Origin of the sequence: Mesorhizobium sp. SEMIA396 (assembly GCF_024518615.1) — a bacterium.
Classification (GTDB): domain Bacteria; phylum Pseudomonadota; class Alphaproteobacteria; order Rhizobiales; family Rhizobiaceae; genus Mesorhizobium.
Window position 1 is genome coordinate 69,168 of record NZ_JANIFC010000016.1, and the last position, 26,277, is coordinate 95,444.

Annotated in this window: 1 protein-coding gene; it reads left to right on the plus strand. The window is 63.2% G+C overall.

Translation table 11 applies throughout. The features are described 5' to 3' along the window. Positions 1 to 456: 456 nt before the first annotated feature. Positions 457 to 26,220, plus strand: coding sequence for an LEPR-XLL domain-containing protein (locus NP503_RS29920; RefSeq protein WP_236383253.1), 25,764 nt, complete (start codon positions 457 to 459; stop codon positions 26,218 to 26,220). The last annotated feature ends 57 nt before the right edge of the window (positions 26,221 to 26,277 follow it).

The following is a 26,277-nucleotide window of genomic DNA, read 5'->3' on the forward strand; positions in this document are numbered from 1 at the left end:
AAGAACAAGAAATACTTCACTTTTGAAATATTGTTTTCTAAACTATCAGATTTAAATATGCTTAAAAAAATAATATCCCATATACATGTTAGATGGTTGATAGTTATACTTGTTTTGACGGAAACGTATCCGTAGATAATAATATGTTTACCGATGTATACGCCTATGGTCCGTATTGTCACAAATTTTACATAAATATAGACTCGTCGCGGTTTCGTGATCGCCTTGCGCCCAAGAATTTTCGGATGTACGTTAGCTTGCGGTCAATTAGCCATAGATGATGTTTGAGGGGGCAAAATGAACATTTTGTCGAGGCCAGCTTTTTTTGAAGCATTTCAGAAGAGATTAGCCAGCAAAGAACAGACACCCGTCCCTGGCGTATTTGGCCGTTGGCTGGCAAGTTCGCTGTTGCGGCGCTCGCCGGGGCGAGCCCGACGGCCCAGCAAGACATCAGATTTGCCGAACCTGGCACTTGAAGCGCTTGAACCGCGTTATCTGCTGTCGGCCGACATCTTGCCTTTCGCAGTCGACATGAACGACTTGGCCGGCGCCGACTATTCGCTGCGCTATGACAATCTGATCCAGGCGATCCAGATCTATGACAACAAGTCGGACACGCTGATCGACCAGCGCAACGTGCAGCAGATCGACTATATCGTGGTGCGCGGCACCGACGCCGACGACAAACTCACCATCGACTTCGGCGAAAACTTCCTGGCGGCGCTCGACGTGCGCTTCGACGGTGGTGCCGGCAACGACACGCTTGCCATGACCGGCGGCAGCTTCGACGCCGTGCGGCTGGCGACCGACACCGGCCTGTCAGGTAGCATTACCGCGCAAGCCGGAGCGTTGACCCATAGCATTGGCCTGGCAAACGTCGGCGCGGTCGAGGACGATACGACGGCCAGCCAGCGCATTTATGCCGACACTTCCGGGCAAGCGCGGGTGATCCGCATCGGCAGTTCAGATGATTCCAATGACGGTCTGTCGGTGCTTGACGCTGGAACATTTAACAATTTGATCGCCTACAAGTTCGCAACTCCGGCGGTCTCGCTGACCGTTGACGCGGGCGCGGGCGACGACAGCTTTGTGCTGCGCGAGATCGACCCTGCTTTGGCTGGCAGGGTGGTGTTGAGCGGCGGCGCCGGCAGCGACGCCGTGGTCGGCCCCCCGCGGGACACCGACTGGCATCTCACTGGCGAGGGTTCAGGTGATGTTGCTGGGGTGTCCTTCGTTACGGTCGAGAACCTGATCGGTTCCGCTGGCAACGAGGACACCTTTTTTGTTGGTGCGGCCGGAAGATTGAGTGGCGTCATGGCTGGCGGCGACGCTGGCTTCGACAGCATGGTTCTCGACGGCGGCACCTTCGCCTCGGTGAAGTATGCAGCTACTGGCCAGACGTCGGGCACAATCACGCGTGACGGTGTCGTGCTCCGCTATGACGGGCTCGAACCGATCATCGACAACAGTGTCGTCGCGGACCGGGTCATCACAACCAGCAATGCCGACGATGAAGCGACTCTGACCGACAATGGCGCGACGCTGACGCTGTCGTCGGATTCTCTTATTTCGACATTCGAGTCGATCACTTTCAACAAACCCAGCACCAGCCTGACCATCAATCTCGGCGATGATCTGGGCATTCCGATTCTTTCAAAGGATACCTTGACGATCAATGCGGTGAACCTCGGTTCAACCGCACTCATCATCAATGGCCAGGACGGCAAGGACGAGGTGACGATCTCCGGGACGCTGACTGCCGGCGCAGTTACCGTCAATGCCGAGAAGATCAGCGTTTCCAGCACCATAAACGCCAGTTCGATGACCCTGACAGCAGCGGCGGCGGACGATGGAAAAATCACGGGTGGCGCGTATTTCGCGACCCCGGAGGCGATCATCGACCTGAGCGGCGCCACGATCATCGTGACGGGCGCGGCTCAATTCACTGCAACCGCGACCGCCAATGTCGAGGCTGAGACTTTCGAAGTTGGGCCGCTCGCGGGTGTCATCGCGACGATCCTGCCCGAAGCGCGGGTCAAGTTCAGCAGCACCAATGTGACCGCGGCCAGCCTGTCGGCGTCGAGCACCGTAACCGTCACGCTGACCGCGAAGGACGAGTCCGACGCCGGTTCCGACAACGATGAAAAGAAGGATGCAGCGGTTTCCGTCACCGTTCTGGTCAGCGACGCGATCACCGAAGTGCTCGCGGGCAGCGTGCTCAGCGTCTCGGGCGCGGTGTCGCTGACTGCAACCAGCAACTTGACGATGACCACCGAGGCCGATGGCGGTAGCGGCGGCAAGGGCGCAAGCGTTGCGGTTTCAGAAGTCAATGCGACGACCCGCGCCAATGTCTCGGGCGGTTCGACGATTGGCGCGAATGCCGGCGATACACCCAATTCGATCGCGCTCGGCGCAACGCTGATCAGCAATATCACGACGATCGCCAAGTCGACGGCAGGCGGATCGGACCAAAGTGCGGGCGGTGACAACGAATCCGAGGAGCGCCTGAAGGACCCCAATAAGGACGGCATCACGTCCGACAAGGCGACGACCAGCAGCGGCGATATCACCTTTGCCGGCGCGGTGACGGTGTCGGATTATCGGCCGACCACCGAAGCCTTCGTTCAGGCCTCCACCCTCACATCCGGTGGCGCGATCACGCTGACCGCGCAATCGACGGACAAGGTGACGGCGACGGCGGACGGCACCAACACGAACTCTTCCTCCAACGGCGCTACCGGCATCGGCGTTGCAGTAGCGCTGAGCATCGCCGACGTCACGACGCGTAGCTATCTCGGCGGCGCCTCGTCGCTGTCGGCGAGCGCGGTGTCATTGAGCGCCACGATTGCGGCCGGCGACAGCTTCATCGCCCAGGCGACTTCCGGCGCCGGCGAGGGCTCCAAGACGCAGGTCGCGGGTTCGCTCGCCATCAATATCGTCATCACCGAGGCTTCCGCCGACGTCGCGGCAAACGCCTCGATCAATCTGAATGGCGCGGATCTGTCGCTCACCGCCAACTCCACCACCAACGTCGTGACCGATGCGGTTCCCGACGACGCGAGCGGCGCCGCGGGCGAACTCGGCATCGGTGGTTCGGTCGCCCTGACCATCGTCGACAATTCCACCTCGGCGTCGATCCGCGACAACGCGACCATCGTTGCCGGCGACGCTATCACCATGATTGCGACCGGCAACCATACAGCTGCCACCAAGGCAGAAGCGGGCGCGGAAGGCGGCGATGTTGGCATCGGCGGTGCGGTGGCGATCGACGTCATCGACAACAACACCGAGTCGTCAATCGGTTCCGGCGGCGAACTCGACATCACCGGCAATTTGTCGGCCAGCGCCAGCAATCACGGCGTGAGCACGACGCTGGCCGATGGGGATGCCATCGGCTCGACGGCAATCGGCGCGGCGATCGCGCTTGCCTTCGTGGACAACCGTGCGTTCTCGACATCGAACCGCAATCTTCGTTCGAACGGATCGATCAGTCTGTCGGCCGCCAATGACGGTTCCAGCAAGGCGGAGTCGATTGCGAGTGCCGCTGGCGCCGAGAAAGACGAGGACGGCAACACCAAGGCCGACGAGCAACGGGACAAGGAAGTCGGTCTGGCCAACAGCAAGTCGAATGATGGCGACAGCGCCAGCAAATCGGCCAACAGTTCAGGTGGAAGCGGCGGCGGCGATGTCAGCGTCGCGGCAGCGCTTGCCCTCAATGTCTCGTCGTCACTGGCGGTGGCGTCGATCAATGACGGGCGCACGGTTGTTGCCGGTGATGGCGCTGGCGTCGGTGAACTCAATTTACAATCGTCCAACAATATGGACGCGACGGCGAAAGCCGATGGCACCGCAAAGACGAGCGACAGCGGCACCGCTGTCGGTGTCGCAGTGGCGATCAATATCGCGACGATGCGCAACGAGGCGTCGATCGGGGCTGGCAGCATCATTACGGCCGACGGGGTGAAAGCCGAAGCCAAGATGAAGAACGTCGGCGGTGACGTGACGCATCGTTTCGGCGCCGAGTCGACCTCCGGCGCCAGCGGCGGCGATATCGGCGTGGCCGGTTCGTTCGCGCTGAGCTTCGCCGATACCGACACGCTTGGCGTGATTGGTCTCGACCATGCCGATCAGCCAGCAAGCGGCGCCGCGACGGTTACATTGACCGGCGGCAATGTTCTGCTCACGGCGATCAACACGACTGTAACCACAACGACGGCGACCTCCTCCGGGGCCGGAAGCGGCTCGGGCAGCGTCGGCGTCGGCGCGTCGATCGCGCTCGGCATCGGCTTGAACACCACGTTTGCCGGCATCGAGAACGGCGAGACGGTTAGCGGGACGACCGGCAATTTCACCGTCACCGCGACATCCAATGATACGCTGACGACGACGGCCAAGGCCGGCGCCGAGGGCGCAACCGGCATCGGGGGCGCGATCGCTGTCGCCTATTTCGACAACGACACGGATGCGCACATCGGCACCGGCGGCGGCGCAACGATCACGCTGACGGGCAATTTGGCCGCGCAAGCGTCGCACACCGGTACGGTTCACACGCTTGCCGATGGCGAAGCCGCCGGCAGCAGCGTCGGCGTTGGCGCGTCGATCGCGCTGAATATCGGCGAAGTCACCAACGACGCTTTCCTCGGCCGCAATTTCCAGAACGTCGGCACGGTGACGATCACCGCGACCTCGATGCTCGACACCAAGGCAGAGTCCAAGGCGAGTTCGAAGGGCCAATCCACCAAGAAGTCCGATGGCACAACGGACAGTGCCAGCTCCGATCAGGAGACGACCAACCAGACCGAGATGGCCAAGAACCAGAGCGGCGGCACCAAGACGCCCTCGCAGAGCGGCGGCAGCAGCCTTGGCCAGGCCGACAGCAACAGCAATGCGCAGACCGGCAAGGGCACGCAGGGCGGCAACGGCTCCGGCGGCACCAATGTGGCAGCGACGATCGCCGTCAACTTCCTCGATGCGGACAACCAGGCGCAGATCGCCGGCGATGTGACGATCGCCGGCACAGGCGCGATGAAGGTCGAGGCGATCAGCACGACCGACGCGCGGGCATTGGCCACAGCGACGTCCACGAACACCAGTTCCAACACCGGCGTTGCCGCGGCGATCGGCCTCAACATCGTGCTGCTGGACAACAATGCGATGATCGGTTCAAACGCCGATCTGACCGCCGGATCGATCGAGGTCCGCGCCGCGACCGGCAATGGACAAAAGAACACGTTCCAGGCGCGCGCCCTTTCCGGCGCAGTGTCGAAAAACACCGCGGTCGGCGGCTCGGTTGGCGTCAACTATCTTGATGTCGACACGCTGGCATCGGTCGGCGACAATGTCGATCTCGACGCCAACACCGGCAATATCGAGATCGGCGCCGTCAGTCTCAATGAAATGCAGAACCTGGCCGGCGGTGCGGCTTTGAGCACCGGCAGCGGCGGTGGCGGCGTGGGTATCGCGGTCACCGTCAACATCGTCAACGATCTCAACACCAAGGCGCAGACCGGCATCAATCTCGACGCTGAAGCGCAGGGCGCGATCAACGTCACCTCGCATGCCGAACTGCTGCCGATCTCGGAAGACCTGCCGGTCATCGGCTCGTTGGCCGTCACCAGCTTCGCCGCCGGCATCGCCGGTGCGTCGGGCGGCTTTGCCGTCGGCGGCTCGTCCAGCGTCAACGTGATCTTCATGGAGACGCACGCGTCGGTGAACGACAACTCCGACCTCGAAGCCGGAACCGGCATCAAGATCGAGGCGACGGACCTGCTGACCGTGGTCAGCGGGGCGGGCGGCATCGGCCTCACGCTGAACGGCAATGCCGGCGTCGGCATCGGCCTGGACGTGCAGGTGATCACGCGCAACACCAGCGCCTGGATGGGTGGTGGCGCGGATCTGGATACGACTGCCGGCAACATCATCATCAATGCCGACTCCTTCGACGACATCACCTCGATCGCGGCGACGTTCGGCGGCAGCGCCGGCGGCTCGGCCGGCGTCGCGGCATCGGTCGGCGTGCTTTACCTCGACACATCGACCCAGGCCTTCGTCGAGGCCGGCAGCACGCTGAACAAATCGCATCTGGGCGCCGGCGGAGATGTCTCCGTGACGGCGACCGGCGACGCGGACGTGTTCCTGCTGGCTGGCGCGGCGGCGTTCGGCCAAAGCGCCGGCATCGGTATTTCCGGAACGGTGTTTGTCCATCTCGACGATGTAAAGGCGGAGCTCTATGGCGACGCCGACGTGGTCACCGGTGGCGCAAACGGCCTCTCCGTATCGGCGATTTCCACCGATGACGTGCTGATCATCGCAGCCGCCGGCGCTGCTTCCGCGCAGGCGGCGGTCGCCGGTTCGGTCGCTGTGACGGTGCTGACCGAGACAACGACGGCTCGCATCGGTGCAAACAGCAAGGTTTCCGGCCAGACGCTCGCCAATGATCCCGGCGTTTCGGTCTTTGCAAGCGACGAAACCGATATCCTGACAATCGCGGGCTCGCTCGCGGTTTCCGCCGGCAGTGCCGGCGTCGGCGCCGGCGTCAATGTGTCGACGCTGACAAAGACGACGACTGCATCGATCGAAGCGGGCGCCGACATCGACGTCGACGGCAATGTGACGGTCGAAGCAACCGGCAACGAGGACATAGGTTCGTTCTCCGTGGCCGCGGGCGCGTCGAGCGGCGCTGGCGTCACGCTGACGGCTGACGTCTTCGTGCTGAATCTGAAGACCCGCGCCTTCATTGGCTCGGACCCGCTGGCGCCGATCGGCGGCCTGACGGATGTGCGGGCACGCGGCAGCGTGCTTGTCCAGGCACTCGACGAGACCGAGATGGACCTGATTGTTGGCGGCGTGGCGATTGGCGGCAGTGCCGGCGTCGGCGTCGCGGCCGGCGTTGCGGTTGTCGACAAGGTGACGGATGCCTTCATCGGCGCAGGCGCACGCGTCACCGGCGAGGGCCACGGCACGGTCGCGGCGAGAACCGGCCGCTACCAAATCGAGTATGCGGGCAGCCAGGCGATGTCGAGCTTCGACCCGCAGGGCGGCAACAAGCCGACCGCGAGCAGCCTGGAGGCTGGTACGCCGTCGGGCCTCACCCAGTTCAAGAACCTCGACCAGGAGGGTGGCGACGACGTCCAGCAGGATCCGGGCTTGACCCAGAACCGGGTTGCGACCGCGTCGGTCGATACCGGCTTCCGTGGCGTGGCCGTCTCCGCCTCGGCGAAGGATGATGTCGAGACTTTTGCGATTTCCGTCGGCGGCGGCGGTTCGGTCGGCGTGGCTGTCGGTGCGGCGGTCAACGTCGTCGATACCAAGACGAAGGCGTTCATCGGAGCCGATGCGCAGATCAACCAGGACATGGCCGGCCCCGGAAATGCAGGACAGTCCGTGCTGGTTGCGGCGGCGAGCGACTTCAGCCATGTCGGTGTCGGGGCCGGTGCGGCTTTCGGCGGTTCGGGCGCGGGCGCGCCCGGCGTCGACGTGTCGGTGATCAAGGTCGACACGGTCGCGACGATCAATGACGGCGCGGACGTGAAGGCGAACAACGACGTTGCGGTGATCGCCACATCCAAGGAAAAGGTCATCGTGGTCTCCGCCGGTCTTGCCTTCAGCGGCACGGTCAGCCTGGCGGGCGGCGTCTCGGTGCTGTCGTTCGACACCGAGACCTATGCCCGTGTCGGTGCCAACGCGACAATTGTCGCCGGCGGCGACGTCGCCGTCATGGCCAAGGACGATTCCGAGGTGGTGGTGGTCGCGGGTGCGGTCGCCATCGGCCTGTCGGGCGGCGGTGCCGCCGGATCGGTCGCGGTCGTCAATGTCGACAAGCTCACCGAAGCGACGATCGGCGACAATGCCAGCATCGACGCGTCCGGCAACGGTGCCGGCATCGGCGGCGTGCTGACCGGCACGATCGTCGGCGGCGGCGATCCGACTAGCTTCGGCGCGGCCGAGGCGCATGGCGTCATCGTGCAGGCCGAATCGTCGGAAGAGGTCACGAACGTCACGGTCGCCGGTGCAGCCGGCCTTTACGTCGGCCTGGCTGGCTCCGTCACCGTGACGCTGCTCAATTCCGACACCAAGGCGCTGATCGGGGTCGGCGCCGACATCAATCAGGGCGCTGCAGATTACCTCGCCCATCCAGGCACGGTGTCGGGCGCACAAGGCGTCTATGTCAACGCGGCCAACGAGGTCCGGGTCACGTCCTTCGCGGGCGCTCTCGGCGCCGGTTTCGTCGGTCTGGCCGGCGGTATCGACTTCGGCAGCATCAAGAACGATACGGTTGCCGCGATCAACGCCAACGCCATGGTGCGGGCGCGCGGTGACGTCTCGGTCAATGCGGTCGCAATCAAGGTTCTGCGTGGGTTCGCCTTCAGCGGCGGCGTCGGCGTCGCCGGGCTTGGCGCGTCCGTGTCGGTCTGGTCGATCGGCGAGGCGTTCACCGATTCCTACCAGGACAACCAGGGTGGCAGTGGCAACGCGACGAAGGACGACGGAAGCTCGAAGACCGCCAACGACGAGGCCGGCGAACAGGCCGACGGTGGCGTCGCAGGCATCACCGGGGAATTGGGCCGCTTCGGCAGCGGCGCCAACAGCAACACGGCCGACTCACGCGTCAAGGCTGGTGTTGAAGGCGCCCGCGACAAGGTCGGCGCCAACGCACTGACCTCAGGCGCCCTGACCAACAAGCTAACCGCCGCCGTCACCGACGAGCGTGGCACCACCGCCTCCGTCGAAGGCGGTGCGACGGTCGAGGCTGGTTACGACATCGTCGTGAACGCGCGTGAACAGATGAAAGCCAACATCCTGGTCGGCAGCCTGGGCGCCGGTCTTGTCGGCCTGGGCGCGTCGATTTCCGTCGTCAATGTCTCGGGCCAGGTGAGAGCGAAGGCCGGCGGAAACCTCAAGGCTGGCAATGCCATCCGCCTTGAAAGCCATTTCGGCCAGAATATCGATGTCACGACTGTCGCCTTGCAGGCCGGCTTCGTCGGCCTCGGTGCATCGGTCGCGGTGGTCAACGATACCAGCCGCGTACAGGCCGGCTTGCTCGACAACACGGTGGTCAACGACGCGGCCAGCCTCACGGTCTCGGCGACCAGCAACCAGACGTTTGACGTGCTGACCACCGGCATACAAGCCGGTGCGGTGGCCGTCGGCGCGTCCTACAGCGACGTCACCATCGGCGATGACGACGACAACACCAAGGAAGTCCTGGCCACGATCGGCACGGGCAGCCAGATCGGGCAGGTCGACGCCGTCGGGGCCATCACGGTCCATGCGGACTCGACGATCAACGTGGATTCCGACACCTTCGCGCTGGCTGCCGGGCTCGGTGCACTGACCTTCAATTTCGCCTTCATAGATGTTCAGCCGAACGTAGAGGCATCGATTGGCAGCGGCGCCAATATCAGCGCGACGGGCCTCCTCACGGTCGAGGCGTGGACGCTGCACGATGCGACCGGCGACATATTCGCGCTTTCAGTCGGCGCACTGGCGGCCGGCACCAGCTTGGCGACGGTCAATGTCGTCCCGACGGTGACTGCATCGATCGGTGGCAATTCGACGGTTCACGCCGGCGGCATCGTCATGCTGTCGTCGCACAATTACCAGGGCGAGACGGCGACCGACCGCGGGGCGAAGGCCTATGCGGAAGCCTCCGGCGGCGGCTTGTTCAGCGGCCAGGGCTCGGTGCCGACCGCGAGGTCCAATGCGGTTGCCAACACCACGATCGGCGCCGGCGGCGCATTCACCATCACCGGTGACATCAACATCAAGTCGCGCGTTCGCAACTATGCCGTCGCCAATGCCGAAGCGAATTCGTTCGGAGCGGCGGCGGTCGGTGCTTCCGTGGCTGAAGCCGAGGCCAATGGCCAGAGCAACGCCGCGATGAACGCCAACATCGTCTCGGTCACGGACATCATGATCGAAGCCCTCGCTGTCAATGGCGCGCTCGCCGTGGCGGAAGCCGCCGGTGGCGGCGTTCTTGGCGCACTGACCATCAACAGTGCGGTCGCAACAGCCAGCCCATCATCGGTCAGCGCCTCGATCGGCAACAACACCTCGATCCAGTCGGCGCGCAATGTGCGGCTGAAGGCACAGGCGCAAACCGAGGGCGACGCCAAGGTTGTCGGCATTTCGATAGGCGGCATTTTCGGCGCCGGTGCTTCGGATGCGACGACCCATGTCAGCCCGACGGTTGCGAGCTCGATCGGCGCTGGCGCGGTGATCAACGCGACCGGCGATATCCTGGTCGAAGCCTCCGCCTCGCCGATCCCCGGCGTGCAGCCGACCTACGAAATCGTCGATGTCGACGGCACCGCCAACACGATCACCGTGAACGGGCATGGATTGGTGACCGGCGATACGGTCGAATATGATGCCGGAAGCGGCGGCGCCGTCATTCCCGGCCTCAACTGGCCGGATCCGGACGATTCGGCCGTGAACCGTCAGTACAGCGTGATCAATGTCGTCAATGCAGGCGTGACAGATCCGAACACGCTCTATTTCGGCTCCGTCTTCAATGCCGCCGACATCGATCCAAACACCGAGATCATCGAGTTCGCGGGTGGCCATAATTTCCTGAGCGGCGATGCCGTCCGCTACTATCCGGGACCAGACGAAACAGTCGACAGCTTTGGGCTGACCGAGGGCAATCTCTATTATGTGCTGGTCATAGACGGGTCGCACATCAAGCTGGTGGGCACCTTCGACAAGGCGGTCAACCCACAGAATTACCTCAAGAATTTCCAACCGGACGATGTCGCGGGCAACAGCATAACCATCGCGGCGCATGGCTTCGTCAATGGGACGGCGGTGACCTATGAGGCGCCGGACGCGCGCACTTTCGTCAGTCGCCAGGTGGACGTCAATTCGAGCAGCCTCAACCCTGATGGCTCCCCAATCGCCGATGCCAACGCCGATGACATCCGTTTCTTCGACGATGACGGGAACGCGCTGGCGCATGGCTTCGTCGAGGGCGAACACGTCGTCTACGACGTCAAGAATGCGAGCGGAGGAACCGGTCTGGCGATCGGCGGCCTGGTCGACGGCCAGACCTACCGTGTGCATGTCGTCAACTCCTCGACGATCCAGCTCAAGCGTAACGACGCGATCACCGAAGAGGTGCAGTTCGTTCGCAATGCCGCTGGCGACCGCATCATCCGCACCGACGGCCTCAACTGGGCCGACAACGGCTTTGCCGCTGGCACGCTGTTCATCGGCGGCGGCGGCGCCAATTCTGGCACGTTCACGATCGCCAGTGTTTCCGGTAGCACGCTGATCCTTACTGTCGCGAACAGCGTCACGGCGGGAACGCAGACAAAGACCTTCGATCAGCCGATCATCGCACTGGCCCCGAACAAGGGCCTCAGTGCCAATCCGGCGCTCAACGTCGGCGCCAGCGATATACATTCGCTGGTCAATGCCAAGAATCTGCCGATCGGCGGGCTGGAAGACGGCAAGACCTATTATGTGCGCGGCGTCAGTGGCCCTGGCGACAACACGTTCGAACTGTGGAATGCACCGAGCGGGGGCAGTCAGATTGCTCTGACACCGACGGCGATTGCCGGCCCTTACGGCAATCACAGCCTCACTGCGCTGGCGGTTGACATCTCGGCGGCCGCCGATAGCGAGCAGCAACTGCGCATCGACATCAACGACAGCGCCACATCGGCGTCACCGGGGCAATTCCTGTTTGGCCCGGGCGAGGTTCCGCTCAGTGAGATCGCCCCGCAATCGGGCGACGGAGTCTCCTCGGCCTATGCCAAGGGTTCCGGCGGCGGCTTCGTCGGCGTGCAGATCAACGATGCCGACATCATCAGCAATCCGAACGTCTCGGCGACGATCTCCGCGACGCAGATCACGACCGTGGGCAACGTGACCGTCAGCACATCGGTGACGACCAACACCTCCTCCTACGCGGTCAATGGCACCGGCGGCTTCGTCGCCATCGGCGATGCCGATGCGCGCAGCTATCAGGACATCATCAGCGCGGCGACGATCAGCGATAACACACGTATCACCGCGGGCAAGAACTTCACGCTGGCCTCGGCAAGCAATGCCATTACCAGCGCCGCCTCGCAGTCGAGCGCTGGCGGTGCGGTCGGCCTGGCCGACCCGACCACCGATGTCCGCATCGAATACAATACGGTTTCGACGATCGGCTCCAATGCTATCGTTCTGGCTGGTCAGTTGGCCAAGGCCACGGCCAATGCATCCGTCGATGTGACGGCGAAATCGACCGCCTCCGGCATCGGCTTCGGCGGTGACGGCGACGCCATCACGCATGTCAATATTGGCTCGCCGGACGTCGATCCGGACGCCGACCAGGCCGACGCTATCGTCTCGCTGGCGGCCAACGCCGTGCTCAGCGCGCGGCGCACTTCGCTTGCGGCGCGGGTCGACAACTTCCATGTCTTCTCCGGCAGCGACGGACGCGGCGCCGGTTTCTATGGCGAGGGCGAGGCCGAAAGCACGATCACGGCACGGCCGGATGCGCAGGTGCGGATCAATGCGGGCGCCGACCTGACGGGTTGGGAAGGCGTTGACCTCATCACCCGCTACGACAATGTCGACACGCATGCGAAATCCTATGCCCGGTCGACGGGCCTGTTCGGCTTCGTCGATTCCGACGCCCATAACGACACCGACGTCTCGTCCGAGATTTTCGGCGCGGCAGGAGCGTTGGTGACGGCCGGTCCGCGCGACAATAGCGATGTCGTGCTCGGACACCCGGATTATCCGCAGGAGCCTGGGAGCTCGGCCGAGCACCTGGCCTTGTTTGCCTCGACCGTGAACGGCCCGAATATCGCGCAGACAGACAACGCCGACGACAGCAAGCGCTCGCTCGCCGCCGGCGGATCGAGCGGCAGCAGTCCAGATGACAGGCCGCAATCGATCAATTTCAATTCCGACGTGCTGATCCTTTCGGGCCGGTCACCCGAACTGGTCATCAAGCAACTGGTCGTCGGCGCCGAGGGCCAGATCGATGTCGCGGTCGAAGTGTCGGTCAACGACACCGCGGGCGGCGGCAGTGCGACCGAAGGCGAAGGCAGCACGATCCAAAGCAATGACATTGTCGTCAACAACATCGTCAATCCGGGTCCCGGCGACGTGGTGTTCGATTCGAACTCGATGATCGGCGCAGGCGGCACCTGGACGTTCCGCGATACGTTGCAGCGCGTGTCGATCCGCAACGAGTCCGACAAGGACATCATTATCAACAATATCGATGTCGTCACCGACGAGCAGCCGCTGGCATGGCTCAACCCGTCGCAGAGTGTGACGCTGACTTTCAAGGTGGTGCGCGAAGTCGCGCCGACGCTGGTCGAGATCACCGACACCGGAGGCCATTCCGATATCTACATCAACGGCACGATCGACAACCCGATCGGCACGACCTCGATCGTCAACACCGACGGATCGGTGTTCGCCACCAACGATCGCGGCGTCACAGGCAGTGACGGCCGCCAGTCGCTGATCCGTACCCACATCCTGAACATTCGCGCCGACGAAAACATCGGCGCGACCGGTGCGCGCGTGAACATCGACATCGTCGACAGCGCCGGCCTGCCGCTCGGCATAGGCTTCGACACCGGCCGCGTCGCCGGCTTGACGAACCAGGTATTCCTTGGGGTCGAGAACCGTTTCTATACCGGCCAGCTGGTGCGCTACGATGCCGTGACCACGGCCATCGGCGGGCTCACCGACGGCGGCTATTACTACATCATCGCTTCGCCCGACGGGCAGAGCGTCAAGTTGGCGACCACGTTGACAAACGCTCTGGCCGGCACGGCCATCGATCTGGCACCGGGTGGCGCGCTGACCGATCTGCATAGCCTGATTTCGGCTGAGACCTTCACCACCGATGCGCTCGGCAACATCAGCCTCGACCTCAAGGCGCTGCTGCGCGAGGCGCCGGCCGGGGGCTTCTACATCGTCGAGATCGACCGGATCAATGCCGGCAATACGGCGGACGTGCTGCTGCAAGCCAGCATTGAACAGTTCGGCGACGGTCTGTCCGGCGGCCTGCTGGTCAAGGCGCCGGCGTTGCCCGCGGGCGGACAGACCTACTACAATAAATTCCGGCCGGATGAGGGAGCTATCCCGTCGCTGAGCCGTGGCGTCTTCGCCACCGGTAACACGGAAATCGCGTCGACCTATGATTTCCGGGGCCTCGACCCGGCAACCGGCCTGCGCACGCTGCCCGGGCTGCAGGCAGGCTCGGTCGTCACGGGCGGCGACATCATCGTCGCGGCAGCCAATCCCGCACCCTCGGCGACCACCATCAACGTACTGGGCATCACCGAGATCGCCGGCAATGGCGACATCGACGTGCTGACCAATGGCTACATCGCGCTGACCGAAAAGACCGGTGACATGCGCATCGAGCGCATTCGCTCCAACGCCTCGGATGTGCTTTTGTATTCGCCGCGGCGCATCCTCGATGCGCGCAATGACAACGGCGACCCGACCTCGATCGAGGCCGATGTCTCCGGCCGCAACATCACCATGGCCGCTGGCGTGGGGCTGTTTAACCCGACCCATTTCCAGGTGGCTGCCGAGGTGCTCAACCCGACGCTGCTTGACATCAATTCGGCCCTGGGCGGCATTGGTGAACCGGGCAATTTCCTCGAGATCAACGTTGACAACCGCAATGGCGCCGGCGGGCTCGGTGTGCTGCGCGCCTTCGACATCAGCGCGGATGCGACTTTGGGCATCTTCCTCGACGAAGTCGTCGGCGACATGCATGTTCATACCGTCCACACGATCCGTGATGTGTCGCTAAGGACCGTCGCGGGCTCGATCCTGGATTCACGCAACAACGGCTTGGGCGACGATTTGGCCGACGTGATGGGGCAGACCATCGACCTCGACGCCAACGGCAATGGCTCCATCGGCGCCTTTACCAACGACCTCGAGATCGATTCATCGCGCGGTTCGAGCGATGACGACGTCGCACTTGAGGCCGGCAACAACATCTACCTGGCCGAAGCGCCGGAGGTTCCCGGCGGCACCGCCGGCAATCTGCGGCTGGTGCTGGCGCACACCTATGATGGCGACATCCGCATCACGGTGCGCGAGACCTCGGTTCAGGGCGAGAACCTCGACCTGCTGCACAGCGGCAGTGCCCGCTTCGGTGAAGATGGCACGACGTTCCCGACCTTCCAGCCCGATGCGTCACGTGCGATCCCACATGGCCAGATCTTCGCCGAAAAGGGTTCCGTGCTGCTGCGCGTCGGCGACAACGTAACGCTCGATTCCAACAGCGAAACGCTGGCGGCCAAGAGCATCGACATCTATGGCGACGTGTCGGCGACCAACGAGGTCATCCATGCGCTCGTCAACCTGGATTTCGCCTTCGGCACCGTGATGGTGCTGCGCGGCCGCATCATCGCCAACGCAACCGTGACGCCGGGCAACAAGACGATCGGCGCGCCGGTCGGCTCGGCAACGCCGACGCTGACAGCGAACCCGGTCACCGGACCGACCGTGCTGACCCGAATCTTCGGCAATACGGATGTCGACACGATCCAGTTCGGCGACACGTCCGGTGCCGGTGGCACCAACACGCAGGGCAGCGCCGGTTACGTCTTCCTCGGCTCGAAGACCCGCGCCTATGGCAGCCAGAACCTCGATGTGAACAACGTCGATGGCGAAGACCGCTTCCGCGTCTACTACCTCCAGGATACCACGACGCAAACCTCTCCGAACATGCAGACGGCGGCCGAGCACACGCTTACGCTCGACGGCGTGTCGGGCACCGATCTCTATGAGATCTACACGCTTGGCTCCAACAATCCGGGGCAGGGCACCGCGGGCACCGACTTCCAGCGCAATTACGTCATCAACATTCTCGACAGCGGGCGTCCTATCGACGGTGTCGATGAACTGACGATCTTCGGGTACGATTCGTCGCAGAATGGTCTGATCGGCGGCAACAAGCCGATCGACGACATCTTCCTGCTGCGCGGCGCCAACTATCTGCCGCACGAAGCCGCCGACCGTCCAGGCTACGTCGCCATGGTCTACGGACAGCCGAAGACCTATGCCGATACGATCGAGGACAATGAGCCTTCGAACGAAGTCGCGCGCATCAACTACGACACCGCGCTGAATGGCCGGATCACCATCGAGGGGCAGGGCGGCAACGACAATTTCTACTCCGACGACACCACGGCGATCGTTTCGCTGCAAGGCGGCGCCGGTGACGACTCCTTCAACATCGGCCAGATATTCGGCACCAAACGCACCGGCGATGCGGAAAACGGCGTCACGCCGTTCTTCGGCGGCAACCTGCTCGACCAGGACGTGTTCCCCGACATGGTGGCCACGACACGCGGCTGGCTGAGCCCGGGCATCAGTGCGCCGATGGTGGCGCAAGGCGGCACCGGCAACGACGAATTCCGGGTCTATGCCAACCAGGCCGAATTGCGGCTCGAAGGCGACGACAACAACGACCTGTTCATCGTCCGCGCGTTCGCCATTGCGGCGGTCGCCAACCAGGACTGGAATGGTGACGGCACGATCGATCAGGACGATTTGCCGGCGGTGACGCTCGACACCAATGGCGATGGCGTGATCAATTTCGCCGACGCTGACTCGACGCCTGACGACTATACCGACGACGTTATCGTGCTGGACGACTTCGGCGTCGCCAAGTCGATCATCGGGCTCGGCTTCTCGGTCGCGCGCGCGCCGGACATCCGCGCCGGCGGCGGCGAAGACGAAGTGCAATACAACGTCAACGCGCCGGTCTCGGTCGACGGCGGCACCGGCTTTGACAAGCTGGTTATCCTCGGCACGGAATTCGCCGACGATTTCGCCATCACCGATAAGGGTATCTTCGGCGCCGGCCTCAACGTTCGCTACACCACGATCGAAGTGGTCGAGGTCGACGGGCTTGAAGGCGACGATGAATTCTTCGTCCAATCGACGGCTTTCGGCGTAGCCTATCGCGTTATCGGCGGTCTGGGTTCAGACACGATCAATGTCGCGGGCGATGTCACGGAAGATATCATCACGCGCGAACTCGAAGGTGCCTCCGGCGCCGTTGACCACCTCGTCACTTCGGGCGATCCACTCTACGATGGCGTCCTCGTCGACGGCTTCGACTATCACGTGGCCGGCCCCCAGGAGGGCATCGTCCGCATCGACGAAACGGATGGCTTCACGGCTGTTCGCGAAGGCGGGCCGCGCAATGTCGACAGTTACACCGTCAGGCTGGCGGTGGCGCCGCTGGCCGGCCAGATCGTCTATGTGACGATCTCGGCGGCACGTTCGCCACAGCAGGAAGAAGACGGCACGCTGATCAATCCGGCACCGTTGCCGAATGGCATCGGCGATACGATCTGGCTATCGAAGCTGGATCCCGGCGCTGTCGGAACCGACGGCGAATTCCAGCATGTCATCACCATCAACGGCGTTCCGACGATCATCAACGACCGCTCGATCGTGCTGGCCTTCGACAGTACCAACTGGAACACGGCGCAGAACGTGTACCTCTATGCGCCCGACGATTTGCGCGCTGAGGGCGATCGAGTGGTCGTCGTCCAGCACAGTGTCATCTCCGACACCAGCGGTGTCGCACCGGCACTGCTGGCCGCGGCCTATCCGAACGGCGATCCCTTCGACGCGGCGGACGTGCGCAACGTCGAGGTCGACCTGCGTGACAACGACACGCCCGGAATCTATGTCACCGAGGTGACGCCCGGCACGAACACCGAAGATGGCCGCTCGCTGGTCATCGAAGGCAATGCCACGACCAAGCTGAATGACGAACTGCTGGTGCAGCTCGCCAAGGCGCCCGACGCGGGCGACACGATCGTCGTCAAGTTGTACGTCAACGAGTTCAGCGACGAAAACATCATGATCTACGACGTCGATGATCCGAACGGTCTCGACAACCGCATGTTCAAGGGTGCCGACGGCTACTGGCGCATCACTTTCGACAGCGGCAACTGGAACGATGCGGTGCGCGTCGGCATCGAAGCGCGCGACGACATCCCGCGTGAGGACCCGCACACGGCGGCGATCTTCTTCCAGCTCGACCAGGCGCTGACAGTCGACGCCAACCACAACTATGTCTTCCCGAACCTGCGCTCAGGCCCGGGCTATGTCGACATCGACGTGATCGACAATGACAGCGCCGGCGCGGTTGTGCTGGAGAGTGAAGGCAATACGCTGCTCAACGGCGATGGATCGGACACCGACGACTATACGATCCGGCTGACCAAGGCGCCGTCGACCAACGTCAGCGTCGCGGTACTAACGGACGGTCTGGCGGATGTCGTTAGTGTCAATGGCGTCGCGGTCACGCCCGGCTCCGGATACAGCATCATTGGCGGCCTCAGGCCAACGCAGATATTCGACGGCAATCTTGTCTTCTCCAACGAAGGTGGCTTGGGCAAGATCACGCGTAGCACCGGTGCCGATCTCGGCAGCTTCGTCGATGAAGGCTTCTTCGTCGGCCAGCAGATACGCATCGGCAATGCCGGCGCCGGCAGCGGCGACTATTTCATCACCTCGATCGATGCGGACGGAAAGTTCTTCAAGGTCGACAGGCTGTTGGCAGCGACAGGCGCGAAGGACGACGTCATCCTGTCCGATCTGGCGCGGGACGGCGAGTACACCGGCAATATCCGCTTCGAGCAGGTCATGGAAGGACTTGTGCCGACCTACCGGATCACCATCGCCGGACTTGGCGACAAGGACGATGGCTGGCTGTCATTCGGTTTCCTCGAAGGACAGTGGATCCGCGTGTTCGATACGGCCGACAATCTGATCGGCGACTTCAAGATCGCGATCATCCGCGGCGACAACGACACCAAGGACACCTCGATCCAGATCACCGGCACCAATGTCGCGCAGATCCTGCCGCATCTCGGCGCCACGCTGAACGATGTGCACGTGGTTCGCACCGCGGCCCTGGCCGTGTTCACGCCGGCCAACTACTACCAGCAGCAGACGGTCGAACTGCGCGCCGACACCGAATACGAAGTGCCGATCACCCGCGAAGGCGTCAAGGTTTTCCCGGTTTCCGGCCATTACCTGTCCAAGCTGCGCGGACCGTTGGCTGTCGAGGGCGGCGTCACCGGCGCCGACCGTTCACTCGAGAACGGCCTCAAGCTGCCAGGCGAAGCCGACGACTTCCTGATCGCGATCGGCCAGCAGCCGCCGGAATCGCAACAGATCGACGTGCTGAACATCTTCAACGACACCAGCAAGGAAGATGTCGGCGGCGTGATGACGGCGACGACGCTCACCGGCTTCAACATGGCTGACAATCTAAGCCTGGGGCTCGGTGTGACCGGCGATCCGACTTTCGGTGAATCCGGCTTCTTCCCGGGTGGCATCAGCTTCGGACGCATCAGCGTCGACCAGAACGGCGATTTCGGCACCGACAGCACCAAGAGCACCATCGAGGTGGTCAATCTGATGCTCGGTGAAGGCAACGACAAGCTCGTCATCGAGGGCACGCTCAATCCTGCGCCGCCGGTGCAGGTGACGAGCACGTTCGACATAACGCCATCCGGCGTCAACGGCGGCACCATCGTGCGCACCGGATTCGACTGGAAAGCGATGGGCTTCCTCGTCGGCCAAACGGTGAAGATCGACAACCTGCCGGGCGTCTGGACGATCGTCGCCATCAATGATGCGCTGATCAATCCGGCCAATCCGGCCGAAGGCGCGGATCCGAATGACAACTCGATCCTGGTTCTGAGCGGACCGACGCTGGCCAGCGTGGCGGACGGGCCGCACACCATCACCGCCTTCGATAAGGATGTGATCACGCTCAACAAGTCGGTGGATGTGGCCACGACGACGGCGGGCGGCATTATCACGCGCACCGACGGCGGCAACTGGGCCGGCTTTGCGGTCGGGGACTTCATCTCGATCGCCGAAGACTTTGCGCAGGGCGAGTATCAGATCGTGGCGATCGCCGGCGCGGTCATGCGCGTCATCGGCGGACAACTCGCGCCGGTCTCGGAAGCACCGCGCACCATCAATCGCATCAACCCCGTGACCAACGCCGTGCTGCAGACCGTGGTGGCCGAAGTCGATGTCGACCCAACTTATACCGGCGGCATCGTCACGCGCCACGACAACGTCAAATGGGCCGCTGAAGGCTACCTCGCCGGACATCTGGTGACGATGGTCGATGCCAGCGGCAAGCGTAACTTCCGCATCATCGAGATATCGGAAGACGGCTACTCGCTGACGCTCGAGGGCGCGCCGCTCGCGACGCAAAACAGCGCGGTGAAGAGCTTCTACGTGCAAGGCCAGCATGGCGCGCTGACGCTCGTTCATGGCGGCGGCAACATGTATCTGGAAAGCACCGGCCCGATGAACATCGCCGCCGGAACCGGTGGACAGATCATCGTCACCCGTCAGGACGGCCGCGACTGGTCGGAGGACCGCTATCAGGTTGGCCAGGTAATCCAGCTTGCGGGCGAAACCTACACGCGCACCATTCTGGCGATCGCCGATGCGACCCTGCCGGCGCCGAGCAACTCCGCGCTGACATGGGGTGACGGCAGCAAGCTGGTGCTCAGCGCACCGAACACACGCGCCGGCCAGCCAGCCGGCACGGTGCTCGCGCTCAACACGTTCAACAGCTATGCCGAGCGTTCACTGCACGTCGCGGAGCCGCGCGCCATCACCGGCACGGCGACCGTCAACATCACCACCAACAGCCTGACACGCAGTGTCGGCAGCTGGCTGGCGGATGGCTTCTATGTGGGCCAGAAGGTGCAGCTGAGCGGATTTGCCGGCACGTTCACCATCCAGGCGCTCACTGCGAGCGTGATAACGCTGCAGAGCGTTGCGCTGACGCCGAAAGCCGGTGTTGCGATGACCGTCTCCGGTGTCGATATAACGCTGGACGGTGGCAGGCGTGTCGGTGGCGACCATATTATCGTCACCGGCGGCGCCGGGCCGAACTCGCCACTGGTCATCTATGGCGACACCAGCCAGGACGGAATCTGGTATTCCGGCCAGGCGCACAATGTCTTGGGTATGGAATTCGGCGAGAAGCCGTTCGATCCGTTCCCGCAACTGCAGGACGGCGAGAACGAGGATGACGAGTGGGTGTTCCCGCTCGCCAATCCCTACAAGCTAGCCGGCAACGACATCATCGACGCCAGCGCCTTGTTCGCCGGCACGCTGTCGGCAAACCTGCCGAGCGTCGGTCTGACGATCTATGGCGGCGCGGGCAACGACACGATCTACGGCAGCCAGGCTGGCGATCATCTCGCCGGCGGTTCCGGCGACGACCTGATCATCGGCAATCGCGGCGCCGACCACATCTATGGCGATAGCGGCGTCAACGTGAATATCTTCACGCGCCAGCTGTTCATCGACACGGTCGACAACAGTCCGTTGCCTTCGGCCGATCCGAATGCCGACACCAACGGCACGACGATCAAGCCGGTCAAGTCGTCGGTTCGCGACCTGATGAATGCGGGCGACGACGTGATCTTCGGCGATGGCGCTTCGCATCTCGGCTATGGGCCGAGTTCGGTCGCGGCTGCCGGCCTGCTCGGCGACTTCGACGACATCATCTTCGCCGATCACGGCGTGATCGAAATGTTCGTCGACGATCCGAACTTCCCGTCAGCCTTGAAGCAGCGCATCCAGACGACCGAGCTGGCGTTGGTCACCGGCATCAAATCGGCCGAACTGCAAAATGGCGGCGACGACGTGGTGTTCGGCGGCCTCGACCGCGACGTCATCGTCGGCGGCGCCGGGCATGATCTGCTCGATGGTGACCAGCAGGACGATCGCGTCTTCGGCGACAACGTCTACCTGTCGCGCCAGGGCGGCGCTCACGGCAATCTGTACAATGACACGTTCAGTCTGCGCTTCCAGACGCTGGCCGGAACATTGATGTACAGCCGTACCGACCGGCCGATGCCGGCCGGCCTCGGCACAGTCAATGCCGACAACAGCGGCCTGCTGCTGGTCGACAGCATCGCGCGGCGGTATCGCGATCCGGACGGGGCTCCGTGGTGGAGCGAGTATTCGGTCGACTACGCGGCGCTGCACACCTTTGCCTTCGACGAGGGCGCGGCCGGCGTCGGCAGCTTCGGCAACGACTATATCGCCGGCAGCGAAGGCAATGACGAACTGTTAGGTCAGCTCGGCCATGACGTGGTGCAGGGCGACGGCGGCATCGAGCTTGCCTTTGCCGGTACCTCGCATGTCGGCGCATCGCGCACATCCGCCGGCGTCACCGATCCGATCGGTCCGCTGACGGTGATCGCCTCCTTCACGGCGGCGACCGACGGCCAGGACTATATCGAAGGCGGTGGCGGCGACGACCAGATATTCGGCGGTCTCGGCCAGGATGATCTGATCGGCGGTTCCTCGTCCTTCTTCAGCCTCATCGATCCGAATATGCGGCCTGACGGAGACGACTATATTTTCGGCGGCGCCGGCATCGAGATTGATCGCAATGACGATAATCTGCCGAATGACGGCACGCTGGCCAATTCGCGTTTTGCCCGCGATGCCGACTCGATGATCGGCGACAACGGCAACATCGTGCGGATCGTCGGCGTCAATCACACCGACATCAATCCGACCGGCGCAGCCGGGCAACAGCTCTATGTGCAGTTCAACTACGACGTGAATGACCCGGCGCGCGCTGGTGGCGAACGCCTCGTCGTGCGTGGCATCCATCTGCTCGACTACACGCCGGGCGGCCCGGACTTCCGTCCGGACCTGTTCTCCAAAACCAACCCGAACAATCCTGCCTATCGCAACGAGTTCGGCCTATGGGCCAAGCAGGACATCGGCGGCCATGATGAGTTCCATGGCGAAACCGGTGACGACACCGCCTATGGCGGCGGCGGCCATGACCGGATCTTCGGCGATGCCGAGAACGACGATCTGATCGGCGGCTGGGGCAATGATTGGATCTCCGGTGGTACCGGTGAGGACGGCATCCTGGGTGACGACGGCCGCATCTTCACCAGCCGCAACAGCGCGACCTACGGCGAAAGCCTGTTCGGCGTGCTGCCATTGCTGGCGACCGATCCGGATACGCGCACCAGCCAGGGCGATGTGCTCAACGAGTTCATCTCCACTCCGGGACAGGTGCAGACCGAGACGATCAATGTCGGTGGCAAGATGAAGAAGGCGGTCGACCTGACCCCTTACAATCTGACGCCGAACGCACAGGGCGGCGACAATCCGCTGTTTGACGCCAATGTCGTGGACGATATCATTTTCGGCGGCCTGGGTGACGACTTCATCCATGGCGGTTCCGGCGACGATGCGGTCGGCGGCGGGGAAGCTCTGCCAGATTCCTATACGCAGCGCTTCGATGCAGCGGGCAATGTCGTGGGCATCGTGCGCACCGACTTCTCGCGGCCATGGAACCCTGGCGACGTGCTGAGGTTTGGTCCCGACAGCGATCCGTGGAATGCGCCGAAGCCTGTGCAGAGCCGGCTCGGCGAGTTCTTCCTTTATGACGAGTACGATCCGCGCCGGACAATCATGTTCAACGCCGATGGTTCGGTATGGAAGACCGGTGCGGCGCCCATCACGCGCCAGTATTTCCTCAACCTCGTCGACAATGAAGGACCGCTGGTCAACGGTGCGATCGCTTTTGCGCCGAACGGCACGCCGACGGCGTTTGCGCAGCGCAACACCGACGGCAACGATGCGGTCTTCGGTGACCTGGGCAATGACTGGATCGTTGGTGGCACTGGCCGCGACCACATCTATGGCGGCTGGGGCAACGACCTCATGAATGCCGACGATGTGCTCTCGACCAACAACTGGCTGAACGACCAGCCAGAGACGCACCCAATGTATGAGGACCGCGTTTTCGGTGGGGCCGGGCTCGACATCCTGATCGGCAACACCGGTGGCGACCGCCTGATCGATTGGGTCGGGGAGTACAACAGCTACCTGGTGCCGTTCGCACCGTTCGGTATCGCGACGGTAAGCCGGCAGGTGCCGCCGCAACTGTTCGACTTCCTCTATGCGCAGGCATTCAGCGACGGTGTCGACATCACCCGCACCGCTGACACTGGCAGCATCAATGGAGACGACAAGTACAGCCACGTCCATATGTTCATGGGCGGCGTGGAAGGTGAAATCGGCCTGATCACCCAGAAGGATCATGGCTTCTGGCAGGATCAGACCGGCGGTCCGACGGATCCCCAGGCTGGCAACATTCCGGGCGGTAAGCGAGACGTGCTGCGCACGGCTGACTTCAACGACGGCAATGCCAAGGTCGTGGCGGTCGATGAGGGCAATTTCGCCGTCACCAGCGGCAAGCTCACCGTTCAGTCGGCAAGCACCTGGGATCAGGCAGCCGCGGTTCTCTATCTCGACGCCTATACGCCGATCTACTACGAGCTCGCGGCGACCTTGACGGCCGACAAGCCGACCGGCGGCTGGAAGGCCAACTCCTACATCATCTTCGACTATTATTCGCCGACCGATTTCAAATATGCCGGCATCAATATCTCGAACGACCAGATCGAGATGGGCTATCGCGACGCCAGCGGCTGGCATCAATTGGTCAAGTCCAACAAGCCGGTGCAGCTCAAAGCGAACCAGGCTTACGATGTCCTGCTCGCAGTCAACGGCACGAACGTGAGTTTGACCGTCGCCGGCGTGAATTGGTTCAGTTACACCTTCGCGCCGCGCATCGTCGATGGCCAGCCGGTGGCGCTGAACAAGGGCCTCGTCGGTGTCGGCAACAGCGGCTCGAAGGGTACGGTGGACAACTTCCGTGTCCAGGTCTTGCCACCACAGATCACGCTCGACTACGCAGCCGAGTTCAACGGGCCGCCGACCTATCCGATGTCGAAGACTGCGGCTCAAGGCTGGACGCTCTCGGGCGGCAGGCTGAATGCGGCGGCCAGCGCTGGCACCAATCTGCTGGATGTCGGCCCGGCGATCGGGGCGGACGCCTATCTGGAACTGACGGCGAAGTTGAAGACCGCCGGGACCGCTGGCATCGTCTTCGACTACTACGGCGCCAACGACTACAAGTTCGTCACCCTGGATGTGGTTGGCCAGAAGGTTTTGGTCGGACACGTGACGTCGAAGGGCGGCACGGTGATCGATCAGAGCTTCGCGCGCACGCTCAGTTCAACGACGGACTATGACGTCCAGTTGACCATACGAGGCGCAGCCCTCTCGATCACCGTCAACGGCGCATTCGTCGGCAGTTATGGCTTCAATGCAGCAATTGCCGATGGCGAGTTCGGTCTGGTGACAGGCAATGCAGGTGCGTCTTTCGACCGGCTGCAGATCCGCACCAATGCGTCGGCGTTCAGCACCAGCTCCAATCAGTTGGCGCTTGCTTCGCTCGGCCAGGCCGCGGACACGGCAACGGCGGTCGGCATCGATCAGGCCAAGGCGATGTTGGCGCAGGCGGTGGCGATCTGGTCGGGAAGCGGCCAACTCGACGCGACACAACTTGCCAAGCTGTCGAACCTGGATGTCCAGATCACCGATCTGCCTGGCTCGGCGCTGGCACAGTCGGTGTTCGGCGCGGTGATGATCGACCGCAATGCGGCCGGACAGGGCTGGTTCGTCGACCTGTCACCTCTCGACAGCAGCGAGTTCCAGCTCGATGCCTCCGGGCACCTGACGGCGTTGCCGGGCGGCGCCGCCGATGGACGGATGGACCTTCTGTCGGTGCTGATCCACGAGATCGGCCATCAGGCGGGCTTGGATCACGATGAGGGCGACGCGGGCGTGATGTCGGCTGAGTTGGCCGCCGGCGAGCGCCGGCTGCCGGAGGCCGGATCTGCCGGTCCGCTGACTGAAACGCAGCTCTTCCATGATGGCCTGGGCGTCTTTGTCGGCGCGCAGGAGCATGGATTGCTCCAGAGCGCAGGCATTGCCCGGGCTGAACCGATTGGCGAAGCCACGACGATATCGAGCGCAAGAGCTTCCGGCGGCACGGCGGCGGCACATTCCAAGTCAGAAGCCGATACAAGCGCCAAGACCGACGACATCGTGCTGACCGGGGCTACTTCTGGCTTGCAGGCAAGCGGCCAGCTCAACTGGGTGTTCGACGAAGCCAGCGGAACCTTTGTTGCCGCACAGGGTCGGCAGCAGGACCGTCCGCACGATGCAGCGCCCGATGCGGATCAGGACGATGGCGACGCAACTTCGGACGACCTCAACGGTCTCGCCGAATGGAGCAACCGCAAGGGACTGCTGTCGCGCCTGTCCAGTCTGTTTGGAGTGCGATGAGACAATGATGGCGGCGCAGTTCACACATCTCGCGAACTGCGCGCGCCGCCTCGAAAC